This window comes from Rhodococcus triatomae, assembly GCF_014217785.1.
GTDB lineage: Bacteria > Actinomycetota > Actinomycetes > Mycobacteriales > Mycobacteriaceae > Rhodococcus_F > Rhodococcus_F triatomae.
This window is the reverse complement of record NZ_CP048814.1, coordinates 3,180,317-3,198,444: the sequence shown is the minus strand read 5'-3', so window position 1 is coordinate 3,198,444 and position 18,128 is coordinate 3,180,317. Positions and strand designations below refer to the sequence as shown.

Here is an 18,128-nt window from a genome sequence, read left to right as displayed (position 1 = left end):
AAACACTGCGGGCGACGGCAGTACCACCACGGTTCCGCCCGGCAGGTCCCCTGGGGCCCGCCGCGCGTGACCTGCTCCACCCGAGACACAGGCCGATCCACTCCGAAGACTGAGGTGATGCAGATGCGCGCAGCGGTGACCGGCGACCCGAGACCGCTCAAGATCTCGATGGTCTCCGAGCAGGCCAGTCCGTTGGCCGGCTGGAGCGAGTCCGGAACCCACCGACAGAGCGTCCACGTCGCCGAGTTGTCGGGCGCGCTGGCACGCGCCGGTCACGACGTCACCGTGTTCACCCGGCGGGAGGACGACCGAACGCCCGAGCGCGTCGACACCGAGGCGGGCTACACGGTGGTCCACGTCCCGGTGGGACCCTCCGAGCGCATTCCGGTCGACGACACCCTGCAGTTGATGGGCGAGTTCGGTGGCTATCTCGAGGATTCCTGGGACGTCGACCGGCCGGACATCGTGCACGCCCACTTCTGGATGTCAGGGATCGCCACCCAGCTCGCGACCCGGATCCTGGGTATCCCGACGATCCAGACGTTCCATGCCCTGGGCGTCGTGGAGAACCGGTTCAGTCAGGCGCCGAAGCCGCGTGCCAACCAGAGGGTCCGGCTCGAACAGCTCATCGCCCGCGGTGCGACCCGAGTGGTGGCCACCTGCACGGACGAGGTGTTCGAACTGTCCCACCTCGGGCTCCCCCGGTCACGAACGTCGATCGTCCCCGGCGGGGTGGATCTGTCCGTCTTCACTCCGGAAGGCCGCCGGCTGGAGAAGGGGCGTGCACACCGGCTGGTCATGGCGGGTGACCTGTTGCCGTCCAAGGGAATCGACACGGCCATCGCTGCTCTCAAGTGGCTGCCGGACACCGAGTTGGTGATCGCGGGTGGGCCCGACCCGGCTGCGCTCGACGACGATCAGGAAGCTTCCCGGCTGCGCACCGTCGCTCGCCGCGCGAGGGTGCAGGACCGTGTGCACCTCCTGGGCTGGGTGCCGCACGAGGACATGCCCGCGCTCTACCGCTCCGCCGACGCGGTCGTGTGCGCGCCCTGGTACGAGCCGTTCGGCACCGCACCCTTGGAGGCGATGGCTTGCGGCACACCGGTTGTCGCCGCCGCGGTCGGCTCCTTGCGAGAGACCGTGGTCGACGGGATCACGGGTCGGCTCGTGCCGCCACGCAACCCGAAGCGCCTCGCCGACGCGACCCGGCAACTCATCGAGGACGAGTCGGCCCGTTCCGGTTTCGGACTGGCCGGCCGTGATCGGGTGCGGGCCCGCTACTCGTGGGACCGCGTCGCCTCGGAGACCTTGCGAGCCTATGCACGATGCGTGTCCGCGCCTCCGAAACACGCCAAGGCCGCGGCCAATTGATGCCGAGACGTTCTCGCACGGAGAGCGCCGGACGAGGGTCGATCGGCAGGTACTGCGCACCCACGCGAGCGCGGGCCGCGCAAATGAAGGGCGGACGCCGTACGCGGTCGGCGGAGAGGCGGACCCGGATCACCGAGCGTGCGGGGAGACCCACCGGACGGGTGCCGTGCTCCTCCGCGAGGAGAGTCGGACCGGAACTGCGAACCGCACGGTCGGTCGGGTTCGAGCCCACCGGCCGGTCGACGAACAGGAGAGCGGCGGCCGGTTCACCGTGGCTACCGGGCGACCCACCGCTTCGAGGGCGGCACCGGCGCCGCTGGACTGTTCCGGATCGTGGACATCCGCGACTGCCCAATTGTGGCCTCCGCCACCCGGGGGGCTCCGACGCGACGTCGACAACCTTCGAATGTTGTGGAACCGAGCGTCTTTTGCCAACATTACCCCGGAAACTGTCAACACCGTCGGGGTTTGATCAGCGTGCGCACGCGGTATCCAGCGAAGTGTCACTCGCTCGCCGCCGTGACGGTTGGGCGCCCGACCGTCACCTGCTCTGCCGGACCCGGAGGTCTCATGGCCAACGCCAAGACAATTGAACCCGACCAGGATCAGTCCCATCCTGTGGTCGAGCTGCGGATACGGGCCACGCCCGACCAGCTTCCGGTTCTGCGTGCTCTCGCGTCCGCCATCGCGATCCACGAGAACTTCGATCTCGACGCCATCGCCGACATCAAGCTCGCGATGGATGAGATCTGCACCCACCTGATCGTGCGCTCCACCGAGGGTGCGGTGCTGGTGTGTCGGCTGCAGTTCCTGGCGGGCACATTGCGGGTGGCCGTGTCCACGACGACCAACGAGCCGGACGACTTCAGCCCCCGATCGTTCGGCTGGCGGGTGCTCGAGACACTGACGGACTCGGTGGACATCACTCAGGAGCCGTCCGGCGGAGCCACCGGCTACGTCACGACGATGGAGTTCAGCAAGACGAACGGCATGTATTCGTGACGAGTTCTGCCGACGAAGGGCAGCGCAGCACATCTCGGTGGCCGGACGAGTACGACGACGTCAAGCCGGTCTTCCACCAACTCGCGGCACTCGAACCGGGCAGTGCCGAACACGGGTCCCTGCGCGATCGCCTGGTCAAACGCTGCCTACCTCTCGCCGAACACATCGCCCGTCGGTTCGACGGACGCGGCGAATCCCACGACGACCTCGTCCAGGTGGCGCGGGTGGGCCTGGTCAACGCCGTCGACCGATTCGACGTCGAGCGTGGATCCGACTTCGTCTCCTTCGCCGTCCCCACGATCATGGGCGAGGTGCGTCGCCACTTCCGCGACACCGGGTGGGCCGTGCGCGTTCCGCGCCGCCTCAAGGAACTGCACCTGGCTCTCGGGCAGGCGATCTCGGATCTGTCCCAGCGACTCGGCCACGCACCCACGGTGCGGGAGCTGGCTGCCGAGCTCGGCATCCCCGCCGAGGACGTCGCCCAGGGCCTGATCGCCGGCAACGCGTACCAGACGGTGTCGGTCGACAACACCGGGCCGGACCGCTCCGGCGAGATGTCGATGGTGGAGACGCTGGGCGACTACGACTCGGCGATGGAGGACGTGGAGAACCACGAGACGCTGCGGCCGCTGCTGAACTCGCTACCCGAACGCGAACGCACCGTCGTGATGCTGCGGTTCTTCGGGAACATGACGCAGACGCAGATCGCGGAGCAGGTGGGCGTCTCGCAGATGCACGTCTCGCGGCTGCTCACCAAGACCCTGGCGCAACTACGGGAGAAGCTCGACGAGCCTTGACCCAGGGGAATCCGTTCAGATCGTCGACGCGTCGATGACGAACCGGTACCGCACGTCACTGGCGACGACCCGCTCGTAGGCGGCGTCGATCCCACTGGCCGGGATGACCTCGATCTCGGCGCCGATACCGTGCCGCGCACAGAAGTCCAGCATCTCCTGGGTCTGCGCGATACCGCCGACCATCGATCCGGCCAGACTGCGCCGGTTGGCGGCCAGCGTGAAGGCCCGGACCTCGATCGGCTTCTCCGGCAGACCCAGCTCCACGAGGGTGCCGTTGATCGCCAGCAACGACATGTACGCGTCGATGTCGAGGTTGACCGAGACGGTGTTGAGAATCAGGTCGAACCGGCCGCGCAGGTCCCGGAAGGTCTCGGGATCGGCGGTGGCACGGTAGTCGTCCGCGCCGAAGCGCAGTCCGTCGTCCTTCTTGCCGAGCGACTGGCTGAGCACGGTGACCTCGGCGCCCATCGCGTGCGCGATCTTCACCCCGACGTGGCCGAGCCCTCCCATCCCGATGACGGCGACCTTCTTCCCCGGCCCGGCACCCCAGTGCGCCAGGGGCGAGTACAGGGTGATGCCGGCGCACAGCAGCGGGGCGGCGACGTCGAGCCCGAGTCCGTCGGGGACGGACACGACGAAACGTTCGGTGACGACGATGTGGGTCGAGTACCCGCCCTGGGTACGCTCACCGTCGCGACCACGGGCGTTGTACGTCCCGGTCACACCGACGACGCAGTACTGCTCCTCGCCGGCGAGGCAGGGCTCGCACTCGCCGCAGGAATCGACGAAACACCCGACGCCGACTCGGTCACCGACCTCGAATCGGGTGACCTCCGAACCGACTTCGGCGACGATGCCCGCGATCTCGTGGCCCGGGACGACCGGGTAGCGGGTGCCGCCCCATTCGTTGCGGGCGGTGTGGATGTCGGAATGGCAGATACCCGCGTACTTGATCTCGACGAGGACGTCGAGCGGGCCGAGCTCCCGTCGGTCGACGGTGGTCTTCTCGAACGGGGAATCGGGTGCGGTCACGGCATAGGCGGCGGCGGAAACCATGCTTACATGCATACTCTTCGACGCGGCCGGACGCATGCCCTGGTGTCTGTGGCTCCGGTAACATCGTGCAGGTGACCAGCAGCCCCGCAACGGCGCAGCATCTCCGTGATCTCGCCCGGTTGCGACGTGTCCGGGACAGGATCGACCGGGAGTACGCGCAGCCGCTGAACGTCGAGGCGCTGGCCCGCGACGCACACATCTCCGCCGGGCACCTGAGCCGCCAGTTCCGCGCCGCATACGGCGAGTCCCCGTACAGCTACCTGATGACGCGACGCATCGAGCGCGCCATGACGCTGCTGCGGCGGGGCGAGCTCAGCGTCACCGAGGTCTGCTTCGCGGTGGGCTGCGCCTCGCTGGGCACCTTCAGCACGCGTTTCACCGAGTTGGTCGGGATGCCGCCGAGTGTCTACCGACGCCGAGCGGCGTCGGCGACGGACGGCATCCCGTCGTGCATGGTGAAGAAGGTGACCAGACCGGTCAGGAATCGAGAAGCGCGGGGTGCCGAGCCGCAACTAGCGTGAGCGGCATGGACATCATCATTCACTACGCCTTCCTCCCCCATACCGACGCCGACGCGGCTCTGGCGTTCTATCGCGACACTCTCGGCTTCGAAGTCCGCAAGGACGTCGGCTACGAGGACATGCGCTGGATCACGGTCGGTCCCCCCAACCAGCCGAACACCTCCATCGTCCTGCATCCTCCGGCCGCCGATCCCACCATCACCGATGACGAACGCCGCACCATTCTCGAGCTGATCGCGAAAGGCAACTTCGCCGCGGTCACCCTCGCCACCGACGATCTCGACGCGCTGTTCGAACGGTTGCAGGCAGGCGACGCGGAGGTCGTCCAGGAACCGACGGATCAGGACTACGGCGTGCGCGACTGCGCATTCCGTGATCCCGCGGGCAATCTCCTGCGCATCAACCAGCTGACCTGAACGGTCCCGATTCCGGAAGCTGCCCGAGTTCGTCCCATCGACGGCGCCTCACCGCGCTCGAGGAGCCACCCATGCCACTCTCGCTCGACGTCCTCGCTCTCGAGGTTCCGCAGGCGCAGGCCGCGTGCGACTTCTACGCGTCCTCGTTGTCGTCCACCGTCATCGACCGTGACCGCCACACCGACCTCGACCTGCACGGCACCGGGCGGATCTCGCTGACCGAGGCTGTCTCGCCGGCCCCCGCGCGCTCCGGTTTCCCCGGCTACGTCCTCAGCTATGTCGTCGACCAGCCCAGCGAGGTCGAGTCCCTGCTCGACGCGGCGGTGCGCCACGGCGCGGACATCCTGGTCCCCGCCGAGAAGGGCATCTTCGGCGGATTCTCCGCCGTCCACCGGGCGCCGGACGGCACCGTCTGGAAGTTGTCGGCACCCACCCGGAAGGACACCGGCCCCGCACGCACACCGCCGGTGCCGACCGAGACCGGCGTCCTGGTCGGCGTCGCCGATCCCCGAGCCGCCAAGGCGTTCTACGAGGCCGTGGGGATGACGACGGACCGGGACTACGGGAAGAAGTACGTCGACTTCCTACCCGGCCCCGGCCGTGTCCGATTCGGGCTGATGCCCCGCAAGGCGCTCGCCGAGGATGCGGGCTTCGGCTCGGGGGGCGCAGGATTCGGCGCCGCGATGCCGGTCTGCAGGGCAGGTTCCCGGGACGAGGTCGACTCCCTCCTGGCCGCCGCGGCCGCCGCCGGCGGTGACGTCGTCGTCGCGGCCGGAGAGACCGAGGACGGCTACGGCGGCCGCTTCACCGATCCGGACGGCGTGCCGTGGCAGGTGACGTCGTGACGAAGAGCCGAACGCCCGGTTCGAATCTGGTTGGATCGAGCCGGGCCACGCCGACCGGGAGCACGAAGGCGGCGCACACACGGAGGGAGAGACGATGAGCACGGTCACCAAGAGGGGTACGACGGCTCGGGCGAAGCGAGCGGAGGCGGACGCTCCACACGTCGCCGACACGCACGACCTGATCCGGGTGCACGGTGCTCGGGTGAACAACCTCCGGGACGTCAGTGTCGAGATCCCGAAGCGGCGGTTGACCGTGTTCACCGGTGTCTCCGGCTCGGGCAAGAGCTCGCTCGTGTTCGGCACGATCGCGGCGGAATCGCAGCGGATGATCAACGAGACCTACAGCGCGTTCGTGCAGGGCTTCATGCCGACGCTGGCCCGGCCGGACGTCGACGTCCTCCACGGGTTGACGACGGCGATCATCGTGGACCAGGAACGGATGGGTTCGGACCCGAGGTCCACCGTCGGCACCGCCACCGATGCCAACGCCATGCTGCGGATCCTCTTCAGTCGGCTCGGGAAGCCGTACATCGGTTCACCCCAAGCCTTCTCGTTCAACGTCGCCTCCATCAGCGGGGCTGGGGCGGTGACCATGGAGCGCGGCGGAAAGACGGTGAAGGAACGCCGCGACTTCAGCATCACCGGCGGCATGTGTCCTCGCTGCGAGGGCCGGGGTTCCGTCTCCGACTTCGACCTGACCGCGCTCTACGACGCCGACAAGTCCCTCAACGAGGGCGCGCTGACGATCCCCGGCTACTCGATGGACGGCTGGTACGGGCGGATATTCCGCGGTGCCGGTTACTTCGACCCGGACAAGCCGATCGGCACGTTCACGAAGAAGCAGTTGGACGACCTGCTCTACCGGGAGCCGACCAAGATCAAGGTCGAAGGCGTCAACGTGACGTACGAGGGTCTGATCCCGAAGATCCAGAAGTCGTTCCTGTCCAAGGACCGTGCGGCGATGCAGCCACACATCCGGGCCTTCGTGGACCGGGCGATCACGTTCTCCGCGTGCCCGGAATGCCACGGCACCCGGCTCAGCGAGGCGGCCCGCTCGTCGAAGATCGCGGGGGTCAGCATTGCCGACGCCTGCGCGATGCAGATCAGCGACCTGGCGGAGTGGGTGCGGGGGCTGGACGAACCGTCGGTCGCCCCGCTGCTCGACACCCTCCGCCAGACTCTCGACTCGTTCGTCGAGATCGGGCTGGGCTACCTGTCGCTCGAACGCCCCGCGGGCACGCTGTCCGGCGGTGAAGCACAGCGCACCAAGCTGATTCGGCATCTCGGCTCGTCCCTCACCGACGTCACCTACGTCTTCGACGAGCCGACGATCGGCCTGCACCCGCACGACATCGCCCGGATGAACGACCTGTTGCGGCAATTGCGTGACAAGGGCAACACGGTGCTCGTCGTCGAACACAAGCCGGAGGCGATCGCCATCGCCGATCACGTCGTCGACCTCGGCCCGCGTGCGGGCAGCGAGGGCGGACAGGTCGTGTTCGAGGGGACCATCGACGGGCTGCGCGAGAGCGGCACCCTCACCGGACGGCACCTCGACGACCGCGCCTCGGTGAAACCGGCTGTCCGGGAACCGTCGGGCGCACTGGAGGTGCGCGGCGCGGACACCCACAACCTGCGCGACGTCGACGTCGACATCCCTCTCGGGGTCCTCGTCGTGGTGACCGGGGTGGCGGGCTCGGGGAAGAGCTCACTGATCGCCGGGTCGGTGTCCCCGCGGGAGGGAGTGGTCTCGATCGACCAGACCGCCATCAAGGGATCGAGGCGCAGCAACCCCGCGACCTACACGGGGCTGCTCGATCCGATCCGCAAGGCCTTCGCGAAGGCCAACGGGGTGAAGCCCGCGCTGTTCAGTGCCAACTCCGAAGGCGCCTGCCCCAACTGCAACGGTGCCGGGGTCGTCTACACCGACCTCGGGATGATGGCCGGGGTCGCGAACCCGTGCGAGGTGTGCGAGGGGAAGCGTTTCCAGGCCGCCGTGCTCGACTACACGTTCGGCGGACGCGACATCAGCGAGGTGCTCGGTATGTCGGTGGCCGAGGCCGAGGAGTTCTTCGGTGCCGGTGACGCCCGAATCCCCGCAGCGCACAAGATCCTGACGCGTCTGGTGGACGTCGGACTCGGGTACATCAAGATCGGCCAGCCCCTCACCGCCCTGTCCGGCGGCGAACGCCAGCGGCTCAAGCTCGCCACCCACATGGGCGAGAAGGGCGACGTCTACATTCTGGACGAGCCCACCACGGGCCTGCACCTGGCCGACGTCGAACACCTTCTCGGCATGCTCGACCGGCTCGTCGACTCCGGTAAGTCGGTCGTCGTCATCGAGCATCATCAGGCGGTCATGGCCCACGCGGACTGGATCATCGACCTGGGCCCCGGCGCGGGACACGACGGAGGGCAGATCGTGTTCGAGGGCACCCCGGCCGACCTCGTCGCCGCCCGGTCCACCCTCACCGGCAAGCACCTCGCGGAGTACGTGGGAGCCTGAGGCTGTCCCTCGCCTCCTCTTCGCCTCGCCCTCGTCCGGCACGATGTCACGCCGTATCGATCTGATCGATACGGCGTGACATCGTGCCGGGGTGGGGTGGGGTGGGGTGACAGGGCGCCCGGATCGCATCGGGACTCAGCCCCTGCGAGTGCCCTGCGAAGCTGCCTCAGCCCTTCGGTGCCCTGCGAAGCAGCCTCAGCCCTTCGGTGCCCTGCGACGCAGCCGACGGGCCGCGGCCACCAGGTTGCGCAGGGACGGTTCCAGCTGCCAGTAGTGGCGGGTCTTGAGACCGCCGTCGGGATTCGCCCACAGCCGATCGAGCGGCACCGACGCGCTTGCCTCGGTGAGCAATTCGTCGAGCTCGTCGATGTCCGGGATACGCGCGGAACGAGACTCGTAGACACCCGGCCCCACTCCACGGGTCAGGGCCCGCTCGTCGAGAGCCTCGAGCACCCACCGGATCGACCGGGTCGCGACGATGGCCGTGACGTCGGCGTCCAGACGCTCGATCGCGTCCACGACGGACGACTTGCCCGAGTACGTCAGGTGGGTGTGGATCTGCGTCTGCGGCTTCGCCCCGCCGGTCGCCAACCGGAACGCGTCGACGGCCCATTCGAGGTATTCCTCGCGCCCGTCGTCCCGCAGCGGCAGCAACTCGCGAATCGCGGGCTCGTCCACCTGGATGATCGCGATGCCCGCGGCCTCGAGGTCCGCGATCTCGTCCCGGATGACGAGGGCGAGCTGGTCCGCCGTCTCGTGGAGCGGCTGGTCCTGACGGACGAACGACCGTGCCAGCATCGTCACCGGACCGGTGAGCATGCCCTTGACCGGCTTGTCGGTGAGCGACTGCGCATACGTGATCCACTCGACCGTCATCGGCTTCGGCCGGGAGATGTCGCCGTAGAGGATCGGGGGCCGCGTCGCCCGCGAGCCGTAGGCCTGCACCCACCCGTTGTGGGTGAACGCGTAGCCCTCCAGCAGTTCTGCGAAGTACTGCACCATGTCGTTGCGCTCGTGCTCGCCGTGCACGAGGACGTCGAGCCCGATGTCCTCCTGGAGCCGGATGGTCGACTCGATCTCCGCCTGGATCCGCTTGTAGTACTCGTCCCAGGAGAGCCGGCCCTCGCCGAGCTCGTACCGCGCCTGCCGGACCTCGTCCGTCTGCGGGAACGACCCGAGTGTGGCGGCGGGCACCAGAGGAAGGTTCAAGCGCTCCTGCTGGAGCACGCGGCGCTCCTCGTACGGTGCCCGCACCCGGTCCTGTGCCTTGATCGCGTCGACCCGCAACCGGACGGCGTGCTTGAGCTTGAAGTGCACCTTCGTGGGGCGCTTGCGCCACTTGTCCGAGGGGCCCTCGGTGAGCGCCTTCGCCAGCGACACCACCTCGCCGACCTTCTGCTTGGCGAAGGCGAGCCGATCCGCGACGTCGCCGGGGATGTCGTACTCGGAGAGCACGTCGTACGGCACGTGCAGCAACGTCGTGGACGTCGACACCACCAGATCCGGCACGACGTCCTTGAGCCGGTTCAGGTAGGTGAGGGTGACGTACCGGTCGGCGCGCCACACGTTGCGTCCGTTGACCACGCCGGCGTAGAGGCGCTTGCGCTTGATGCCGGGGATCTTCGCGAGTTCGTCGGGATCGACCTTCCCGCTCACCAGGTCCAGTCCGAGCGCCTCGACCGGCGTCGACGCCAGGATCGGCAGTGCGTCCCCGAGCCATCCGTACTGTCCGGTGACCAGGATGCGCGGCCGCAGCGGGGCGTGCGAGAGCGTCTCGTACGCCCGGCGCAGCGCGGCCAGTTCCTCGGGTGTGCGGTCCTCGGTGAACGACGGCTCGTCCAGCTGGATACACGTGGCTCCGGCCTTGGCGAGCTGCTCGAACAGCCGCTCGTACTCGGGGAGCAGACGGTCCAGCAGATCCAGCGGTGTGAAATCGGGATCGGTCCCGGTGGGGCCGACCTTCGACAGCAACAGCAGCGAGACCGGGCCGAGCACGACGGGCCGCAGCTCGATGCCGCGCTCCATCGCCCGGGCGAACTCGTCGAGCACCGCCTCCGAGTGCAGCGAGAACGTGGTGTTCTCGTCGAGTTCGGGCTGACGGTAGTGGTAGTTGGTACCGAAGTACCGGACCAGCTCGAGCGGCGGGAAGTCCGGCCGGCCGCGCGCGAGGGTGAAGTAGAAGTCCAGCGGATCCAGCTCGCTCTCGAGCGGCCGGAAACGTTCCGGGACGGCGCCGAACAGCAGCGCGTTGTCCAGGACGTGGTCGTAGTACGAGAAGGTGTTGCCCGGCACCTGGCTGAGGCCGGTGGCGGCCAGTTCGCTCCAGGTGTCCTCTTGCAGGGACCGTCCCACGGCGAGCAGTTCGTCGCGGGTGATCCCTCCGTGCCAGTACGACTCGAGGGCGCGCTTGAGCTCGCGGTGCGGGCCGATGCGCGGGTAGCCCAGGACGCTCGAACCGAACCGGCCACTCGAACCCGGGGATGCGGCGGTGGACATGAGACGACCTTTCTTCAAGCACCTGTGCGCCCCCGCTGACCGACGACGTCGAGAGAGACGTTATCGGTCACCGAAGGCGCACGGGCGACGGGAGGGGCGTGGCTAGCTCGCCTTCTTGGTAGCACGGCCGTTGTCGCCGTACTCGTAGAATCCGGCACCGGACTTCTTGCCCACGAGTCCGGCTTCGACCATGCGCAGCAACAGCGGCGGGGCAGAGTACAGCGGCTCCTTGAACTCCTCGTACATCGAATCGGCGATCGACTTGACCGTGTCGAGGCCGACGAGATCGGTGAGCGCGAGCGGGCCCATCGGATGGGCGAGGCCGAGGACCGTCGCCTTGTCGATGTCCTCCTTCGTCGCGAACCCGGACTCGACCATGCGGATGGCCGAGAGCAGGTAGGGGACGAGGAGCGCGTTGACGACGAAGCCGGAGCGATCCGCCGAGCGCACGACCTGCTTGCCGAGGATGTCGCTGGCGAAGGACTCGGCACGCGCGGTGACGGCGGGGCTGGTCTTGAGGGTCGTCACGAGCTCGACCAGCGGCAGCACCGGCACCGGGTTGAAGAAGTGCATTCCGATGACGCGCTCGGGCTTGGTGGTGGCGATGCCCAGCTTCATGATCGGGATGGACGAGGTGTTGGAGGCGAGCACCGCATCGGGGTCGGTGACCACACCGTCGAGTTCGGCGAAGATCTCACTCTTGATCTTCTCGTCCTCGACGACGGCTTCCACGACGAGCTGCCGGTCGGCGAAGTCGCCGAGGTCGCTCGTGAAACGCAGGCGCCAGGCAGCCTGTTCGCGCTCGCGCTCGGTGATCTTTCCGCTGCTCACGCCCCGGTCGAGGGAGCGCAGGATGCGGGATCGGCCGGCTGCGGCGAGTTCGCGGGTCTGCTCGTACACCAGGACGTCGACGTGCGCGCGGGCGCACACCTCTGCGATTCCGGAACCCATGATTCCGGCGCCGATGACGCCGACGCGCTGAATCTTCTCACTGCTCACGTCAGCTCCCTTTCGTTGGTGGGTCGTCTCGATTGGAGGGTGGCGATCTGGGTACGACACTGCCTTGGGATGGATCTCGGGGTGCGTCCCCCGTGGGGGGAGACCGGGGCTGTCGGTCTCCCCCCACGGTACGACGCGGAGAGGTTCCCGGAGGAACCGTCTCGTGGAGCAGTTCCTAGTGGAACTGGCCCTCTTCGGTGGAGCCCTTCAGCGCAGCCGTCGAGGTGTTGGGATCGACGGTGGTGGCGATGCTGTCGAAGTAGCCGGCACCGACCTCACGCTGGTGCTTGATGGCGGTGAAGCCACGCTCCTCGGCAGCCTTGAACTCGCGCTCCTGCAGGTCGACGAAGGCGGTCATGCCCTCGCGAGCGTAGCCGTGGGCCAGGTCGAACATGCCGTAGTTGAGCGAGTGGAAGCCGGCCAGGGTGATGAACTGGAACTTGAAGCCCATCGCGCCGAGCTCCTTCTGGAACTTCGCGATGGTCGCGTCGTCCAGGTGAGCCTTCCAGTTGAAGGACGGCGAGCAGTTGTACGCCAGCAGCTGGTCGGGGAACTCGCTGCGGACGGCCTCGGCGAACTTCTTGGCGACCTCGAGATCCGGCACACCGGTCTCCATCCAGATGAGGTCGGAGTACGGGGCGTAGGCCTTCGCACGGGCGATGCAGGGCTCGATGCCGTTCTTGACACCGAAGAAGCCCTCGGCGGTGCGGGTTCCGTCGAGGAACTCACGGTCGCGCTCGTCCACATCGGAGGTGATGAGGGTGGCGGCCTCGGCGTCGGTGCGCGCGATGACGACGGTCGGGACGTCCGCGACGTCGGCCGCGAGGCGAGCCGAGGTCAGGGTGCGGATGTGCTGCTGCGTGGGGATGAGCACCTTGCCACCGAGGTGGCCGCACTTCTTCTCCGACGCGAGCTGGTCCTCCCAGTGCGAGCCGGCGACGCCGGCCGCGATCATGGCCTTCTGCAGCTCGTAGACGTTGAGGGCGCCACCGAAGCCGGCCTCACCGTCGGCGACGATCGGGGCGAGCCAGTTCTCGACCGAGGTGTCACCCTCGACCTTGGCGATCTCGTCGGCGCGCAGGAGCGCGTTGTTGATCCGGCGCACGACCTGCGGCACCGAGTTGGCCGGGTAGAGGCTCTGGTCCGGGTAGGTGTGACCGGACAGGTTCGCGTCACCGGCGACCTGCCAGCCGGACAGGTAGATGGCCTTCAGGCCGGCGCGGACCTGCTGGACGGCCTGGTTACCGGTGAGGGCGCCCAGCGAGTTGATGTAGTCCTCGTTGTTCACGAGGTCCCACAGGATCTCCGAGCCGCGGCGGGCGAGGGTGGCTTCCTCGACCACGGTGCCCTGCAGCTTCGAGACCTGCTCGGCGGTGTAGTTGCGGGTGATTCCCTTCCAGCGCGGGTTGGTGTCCCAATCCTGCTGGATCTCAGCTGCGGTCTTCGGGGTGCCGGTGGTCGACATCAAGACTCCACTTCTCATGTGATCTACGGGTCCGGTACGGATGTACTGCTTCACATCCTTGCCAGGCCCTCTCTAGGTACTCACCGAGAATGACACAACCGAAAAGTGCCGTCTACCTGTTGCAAGTGCCAATCTTGGCTAGGTTCTCGAGCGCATTTGCAAAGGTTGCGAAGACTCTTCGCCGTTGCGACGGGCAGGCAGACGACTCCGGTTACTCCCAAGTAGGTCCCCACCTGCGGATTGCCACCCTGCGGCAGCAGTGACACCCGCCGGCCGCCGTCGGGCCGGAGCGCGGTCCCGATTCGGACAGAACTCACCGCTGGGCAATCCAGTTGTGAGCGCTTTCACATAACGCACGTACTGCTTTCCGTCACCCCCGAGTCCCGCGGACCGGACACCGGAAGCGCTGCCGGGCACGCCGAGGTCCGCTAGCGTGACCGACATACCGAGTACGTCCGACGGCTCCTCTGACAGGAGGTGGCGACCGTGCCGCTCTACGAGTTCCACTGCGCCGACTGCGGGCCGTTCGAGCAGTCGTTCCCGATGGCGACCGTCCCCACCGCTGCGGACTGTGCCCGCTGCCTCCGCCCGGCCCGCCGCGTGGTCACGACGGTGCGATGGGGCCGAGGCTCGTCACCGCAGATGCGGCTGCTCGATCGGACCGCGCGCTCCGCACACGAACCGGACGTCGTCGCGGCACCGCCACCGTCCCGTTCCGGCCCTTCCACCGCACAGCCGTCGACCAATCCCCTGCACCGCAAGCTCCCCCGGCCCTGAAGGAGCACGACATGCCCGAGTTGTTGTTCCCGCTCGACTCCTCGAAGAAGTTCACCGACCAGGCGATCGTGGGACACAACCGGTGGCACCCGGACATCCCGCCCGCGGTCACGGTCAAGCCCGGTGACTCGTTCCGGGTGCACTGTCGCGAATGGTTCGACGGCGCCATCCACAACGACGACTCGGCCGACGACATCCTGAACGCCCCCCTGACCACCGTGCACACCCTGTCCGGCCCGTTCGCGATCGAGGGTGCCCGGCCGGGCGACCTGCTGGTGGTGGACATCCTCGACATCGGACCGATCCCCCAGGAGGACTCGGGACCGCTCGCGGGTCAGGGCTGGGGCTACACCGGCATCTTCGCGCGCGGCAACGGCGGCGGATTCCTCACCGAACAGTTCCCGGACGCCTACAAGGCGATCTGGGACTTCTCCGGACAGACGGCCACGTCGCGGCACGTTCCGCACGTGTCGTTCACCGGCATCGTGCACCCCGGCCTGATGGGCACCGCGCCGTCCGCCGCCCTGCTCTCGACGTGGAACGCCCGCGAGGGCGCGCTGATCGCCACCGACCCGGATCGCGTACCACCGCTGGCGCTCCCGCCCGAGCCGCGCGACGCCGTCCTCGGTTCGTTGCCGGACGCCGACCACGACCGGGTCGCCGGCGAAGCGGCCCGCACGGCACCGCCGCGGGAGAACGGCGGCAACCAGGACATCAAGAACCTCACCAAGGGCAGCCGCGTCTTCTATCCCGTGTTCGTCGACGGCGCGCACCTGTCGGTGGGCGACCTGCACTTCTCCCAGGGCGACGGCGAGATCACCTTCTGCGGGGCGATCGAGATGGGTGGCTTCATCGACCTGCGCGTCGACCTCATACCGGGCGGAATGGAGACGTACGGGGTCTCGGAGAACGCGATCTTCATGCCCGGCAACACCGATCCCCAGTACTCGGAGTGGCTCGCGTTCTCGGGCACGTCGGTGACCCTGGACGGGGAACAGCGCTACCTCGACTCGCACCTGTCGTACCAGCGCGCCTGCCTGCACGCGATCGACTACCTCACCAAGTTCGGCTACAGCCCGGAACAGGCGTACCTGCTGCTCGGCGCGGCGCCGATCGAGGGCAGGCTGTCCGGGGTCGTGGACATTCCCAACTCGTGTTCGACGGTGTACCTGCCGACGGCCATCTTCGACTTCCCCGTCACGCCGTCCACGTCGGGACCCACCCGCATCGATCCGGGCATCGGCGCTCCCCGCTCCGCCGCGACCTGACCCTCGCGTTCGGACCTCACACCCTCCCTCCGCGCGCCCTCCCCCCGGGGGAGCAGATAGGATCGGCGCCCGTTGCGGCCGACCGGCCGACGCGAACCTCGAGGGGGAGACGATGACTCAGTACCAGGCGCCGCCCGCCGGCCCACACACGCCCGCTTCGCCCGGGCAGCACCAGTCCCCCAAGAACAAGCGTGGCCTCGTCATCGGTCTCGTCGTCGCCCTGGTCGTGCTCGTCGGCGCGGGAGCAGGCCTGTTCCTGTTCGTGAAGGGCGGGGACACCGAGGCGCCCGCAGGCGTCGACAACTCGGCGTTCCTGTCGGCGTCCAGCCCGACCGAACGGCTCGAGGCGGCCGTCGACCAGACTCTCGCGGCCGGCCCGATGCGGGTGACGACGGTGACGGACGGCGTCGAGTCCACCGCGCACGTGGACTACCCGCAGCAGATCGTGCTCACCGAGATGCCCGCCGGCCCGGGGATGCCCGCCGCGGCCACCGTCCTCATGCGCGGTGGCGACGTGCTGATCCGCCTCGACTCCGCCCAGGACGGGATGGAGGCCGGGGTCTGGTACCGGATGCCGGTGGAGGAAACCGGGATGGGTGCGATGATGGCGAGTTCCTTCGACGCGGAGGCCGTCCGCAAGCTCGTCAGCGGTGCCGAGGACACGGTGGAGAGCGGCAGCGACGAGATCAACGGCGTGTCCGCGACGCGGTTCGTCGTCACCCCGGACAAGGACGCCTACATCGACAACATGTTCTCGATGATGGGTGTTCCGGAGGACGAGCCGACCCTGCCCCAGCTGCGCGCGGCGCTGTTCGAGCAGGTTCCGAACGAACTCGAGTACTGGGTCGACGACTCCGGGATGCTCGTCCGCGAGAACGACGGCACCCAGGTGAAGACGTATTCGGAGTTCGGTGAACCGTTCGAGGTTCCGGAGATCGACGAGGCGGCCGTCCAGCAGATGCCGGGCATCTGACTCACACGCACTTCCACGACATCCGACGCGCGACCGGTGGCCGAAGGGCCGCCGGTCGCGCGTCGTCGTATCGCTCCCCCGCCGCCGCGCGGGCTAATCCTGCGAATGCGTCGTTGCGAAGCTGCAACGACGCTCGTAGCGTGGGCATATGCCCAAGACCTTCGTCGGATCCCGCCTCCGACAGTTGCGCACCGAGCGCGGGATGAGCCAGGCGGCGCTGGCGAAGATGCTGGAGATCTCGGCGAGCTACCTCAACCAGATCGAACACGACGTGCGTCCGTTGACGGTGCCGGTGCTGCTGCGGATCAGCGAGGTGTTCGGCGTGGACGCCGCGTTCTTCTCGTCGCAGGACGACACGCGCCTGATCGCCGAACTCCGTGAGGTCGCGCTCGACCAGGAAATGGGCATCGACGCCGACGTGCAGGAGCTCGCGGAACTGGTGGGCTCCCACCCCGGTCTCGCGAAGTCGATCGTCAACATGCATCGCCGCTACCGCAACACCACGGCGCAGCTCGCCGCCGCCACCGAGGACCGGTTCAGCGACGGCAGCGGCAGCGGCGCCATCACGATGCCGCACGAGGAAGTGCGCGACTACTTCTACCAGCGACAGAACTACATCCACGAACTCGACGCCGCGGCCGAGGAACTCACCGCACGCATGCGCTTTCACCGCGGCGACGTCGGCGGAGAGATCGCTCGCCGGCTCGAGACCGTGCACGACGTGCAGGTCGTCAAACGTATCGACCTGGGCGAGAACGTGCTGCACCGCTACGACCCCGATACCCGGGTGCTGGAGATCTCTCCGCACCTGTCCCGCGGTCAGCAGGTGTTCAAGTTCGCCACCGAACTCGCCTACCTCGAGCACGGCGAGTTGATCGACAAGCTCGTCGCGGAGGGCAACTTCACCTCCGAGTCGTCGGTGTCGCTGGCCCGGCTCGGCCTCGCGAACTACTTCGCCGCGGCGACGGTCCTGCCCTACGGCCAGTTCCACGAGGTCGCCGAGGACTTCCGGTACGACATCGAGCGACTGTCCGCGTTCTACTCGGTGAGTTACGAGACGGTGTGCCACCGCCTCTCCACGTTGCAGCGACCGGCGCTACGGGGAGTGCCGTTCATGTTCGTCCGCGTCGACCGTGCCGGAAACATGTCGAAGCGACAGTCCGCCACCGGCTTCCACTTCTCCACCAGCGGCGGCACCTGCCCGCTGTGGAACGTGTACGAGACGTTCTCCTACCCGGGCAAGATCATGACGCAGATCGCGCAGATGCCGGACGGGCGCCGTTATCTGTGGATCGCCAGGACCGTGGAGCGTCGCGCCCAGCGCTACGGGCAGCCGGGCAAGACCTTCGCCATCGGGCTCGGCTGCGAGATGCGGCACGCTCACCGCACCGTCTACGCGGACGGACTGGACCTGGACGATTCCAACCCCGGAACCCCGATCGGGGCCGGCTGCCGCGTCTGCGAGCGGCTCAATTGCCCGCAGCGCGCCTTTCCGCCCCTGGGCAAGGAACTCGACATCAGCGAGCACCGGAGTTCGGTGTCTCCCTATGTGATTCGCTGACTGTGATTTGCCGACTGTGATTCGCCGACTGTGATTCGCCGACTGTGATTCGCCGACTGTGATTCGTCGACCAGG

General features: G+C 67.9%; 15 protein-coding genes. 11 read left to right on the top strand and 4 right to left on the bottom strand.

Annotated elements, in window-relative coordinates:
* The first annotated feature begins 123 nt into the window (after positions 1–123).
* From G4H71_RS15125 to G4H71_RS15115, 3 genes are all read left to right on the top strand, one after another.
* Positions 124–1,371: a glycosyltransferase gene (locus G4H71_RS15125; RefSeq protein ID WP_072739915.1), complete on the top strand. Its 1,248-nt coding sequence runs from the start codon at positions 124–126 to the stop codon at positions 1,369–1,371.
* Positions 1,372–1,941: 570 nt separating this feature from the next.
* Positions 1,942–2,373, top strand: a complete 432-nt coding sequence (locus tag G4H71_RS15120; protein ID WP_072739879.1) for an ATP-binding protein — start codon at positions 1,942–1,944, stop codon at positions 2,371–2,373.
* Positions 2,370–3,170: a SigB/SigF/SigG family RNA polymerase sigma factor gene (locus G4H71_RS15115; protein WP_072739878.1), complete on the top strand. Its 801-nt coding sequence runs from the start codon at positions 2,370–2,372 to the stop codon at positions 3,168–3,170. The genes G4H71_RS15120 and G4H71_RS15115 overlap by 4 nt, the downstream gene beginning before the upstream one ends.
* Positions 3,171–3,185: 15 nt before the next feature.
* Here the strand turns inward: G4H71_RS15115 and G4H71_RS15110 are convergent, their stop codons facing one another.
* Complete coding sequence (locus G4H71_RS15110; RefSeq protein ID WP_072739877.1) at positions 3,186–4,226, bottom strand: NAD(P)-dependent alcohol dehydrogenase; 1,041 nt, start codon at positions 4,224–4,226, stop codon at positions 3,186–3,188.
* 71 nt (positions 4,227–4,297) lie between these two features.
* Here G4H71_RS15110 and G4H71_RS15105 point away from each other — a divergent pair, with 71 nt between their 5' ends.
* The 4 genes from G4H71_RS15105 to G4H71_RS15090 all read left to right on the top strand — a co-directional run bounded on the left by G4H71_RS15105 (position 4,298) and on the right by G4H71_RS15090 (position 8,514).
* Entirely contained in the window at positions 4,298–4,747 is a 450-nt protein-coding gene (locus G4H71_RS15105) for a helix-turn-helix transcriptional regulator (RefSeq protein WP_072739913.1), read from the top strand.
* A 5-nt stretch (positions 4,748–4,752) separates the two neighbouring features.
* Positions 4,753–5,163, top strand: a complete 411-nt coding sequence (locus tag G4H71_RS15100) for a VOC family protein (RefSeq protein WP_072739914.1) — start codon at positions 4,753–4,755, stop codon at positions 5,161–5,163.
* 71 nt (positions 5,164–5,234) lie between these two features.
* Positions 5,235–6,008, top strand: coding sequence for a VOC family protein (locus tag G4H71_RS15095; RefSeq protein WP_072739876.1), 774 nt, complete (start codon positions 5,235–5,237; stop codon positions 6,006–6,008).
* A 94-nt stretch (positions 6,009–6,102) separates the two neighbouring features.
* The gene (locus tag G4H71_RS15090) at positions 6,103–8,514 is read left to right on the top strand and encodes an ATP-binding cassette domain-containing protein (protein WP_072739875.1); all 2,412 of its coding nucleotides are present in this window, start codon (positions 6,103–6,105) and stop codon (positions 8,512–8,514) included.
* A gap of 195 nt (positions 8,515–8,709) precedes the next feature.
* Here G4H71_RS15090 and metE read toward each other — a convergent pair whose 3' ends face one another.
* The 3 genes from metE to aceA all read right to left on the bottom strand — a co-directional run bounded on the left by metE (position 8,710) and on the right by aceA (position 13,474).
* A complete protein-coding gene (gene metE, locus G4H71_RS15085; protein ID WP_072739874.1) occupies positions 8,710–11,010 on the bottom strand; it encodes a 5-methyltetrahydropteroyltriglutamate--homocysteine S-methyltransferase in 2,301 nt (766 codons plus the stop codon).
* Positions 11,011–11,112: 102 nt separating this feature from the next.
* Complete coding sequence (locus G4H71_RS15080; RefSeq protein WP_072739873.1) at positions 11,113–12,009, bottom strand: 3-hydroxybutyryl-CoA dehydrogenase; 897 nt, start codon at positions 12,007–12,009, stop codon at positions 11,113–11,115.
* Between the two features lie 175 nt (positions 12,010–12,184).
* Positions 12,185–13,474, bottom strand: a complete 1,290-nt coding sequence (gene aceA / locus G4H71_RS15075) for an isocitrate lyase (RefSeq protein ID WP_072739872.1) — start codon at positions 13,472–13,474, stop codon at positions 12,185–12,187.
* A gap of 486 nt (positions 13,475–13,960) precedes the next feature.
* Between aceA and G4H71_RS15070 the strand changes: the two genes are divergently transcribed.
* The 4 genes from G4H71_RS15070 (at position 13,961) to ramB (ending at position 18,053) form a co-directional block, all read left to right on the top strand.
* Positions 13,961–14,251, top strand: coding sequence for an FmdB family zinc ribbon protein (locus tag G4H71_RS15070; RefSeq protein WP_072739912.1), 291 nt, complete (start codon positions 13,961–13,963; stop codon positions 14,249–14,251).
* An 11-nt stretch (positions 14,252–14,262) separates the two neighbouring features.
* Positions 14,263–15,519 (top strand): formamidase, encoded by a 1,257-nt coding sequence (fmdA, locus tag G4H71_RS15065; RefSeq protein ID WP_072739871.1) that lies wholly within the window; start codon positions 14,263–14,265, stop codon positions 15,517–15,519.
* A gap of 112 nt (positions 15,520–15,631) precedes the next feature.
* On the top strand, positions 15,632–16,492 hold the full coding sequence (locus G4H71_RS15060) for a hypothetical protein (RefSeq protein ID WP_072739870.1): 861 nt from the start codon (positions 15,632–15,634) through the stop codon (positions 16,490–16,492).
* 148 nt (positions 16,493–16,640) lie between these two features.
* Entirely contained in the window at positions 16,641–18,053 is a 1,413-nt protein-coding gene (ramB, locus tag G4H71_RS15055; protein WP_072739869.1) for an acetate metabolism transcriptional regulator RamB, read from the top strand.
* The last annotated feature ends 75 nt before the right edge of the window (positions 18,054–18,128 follow it).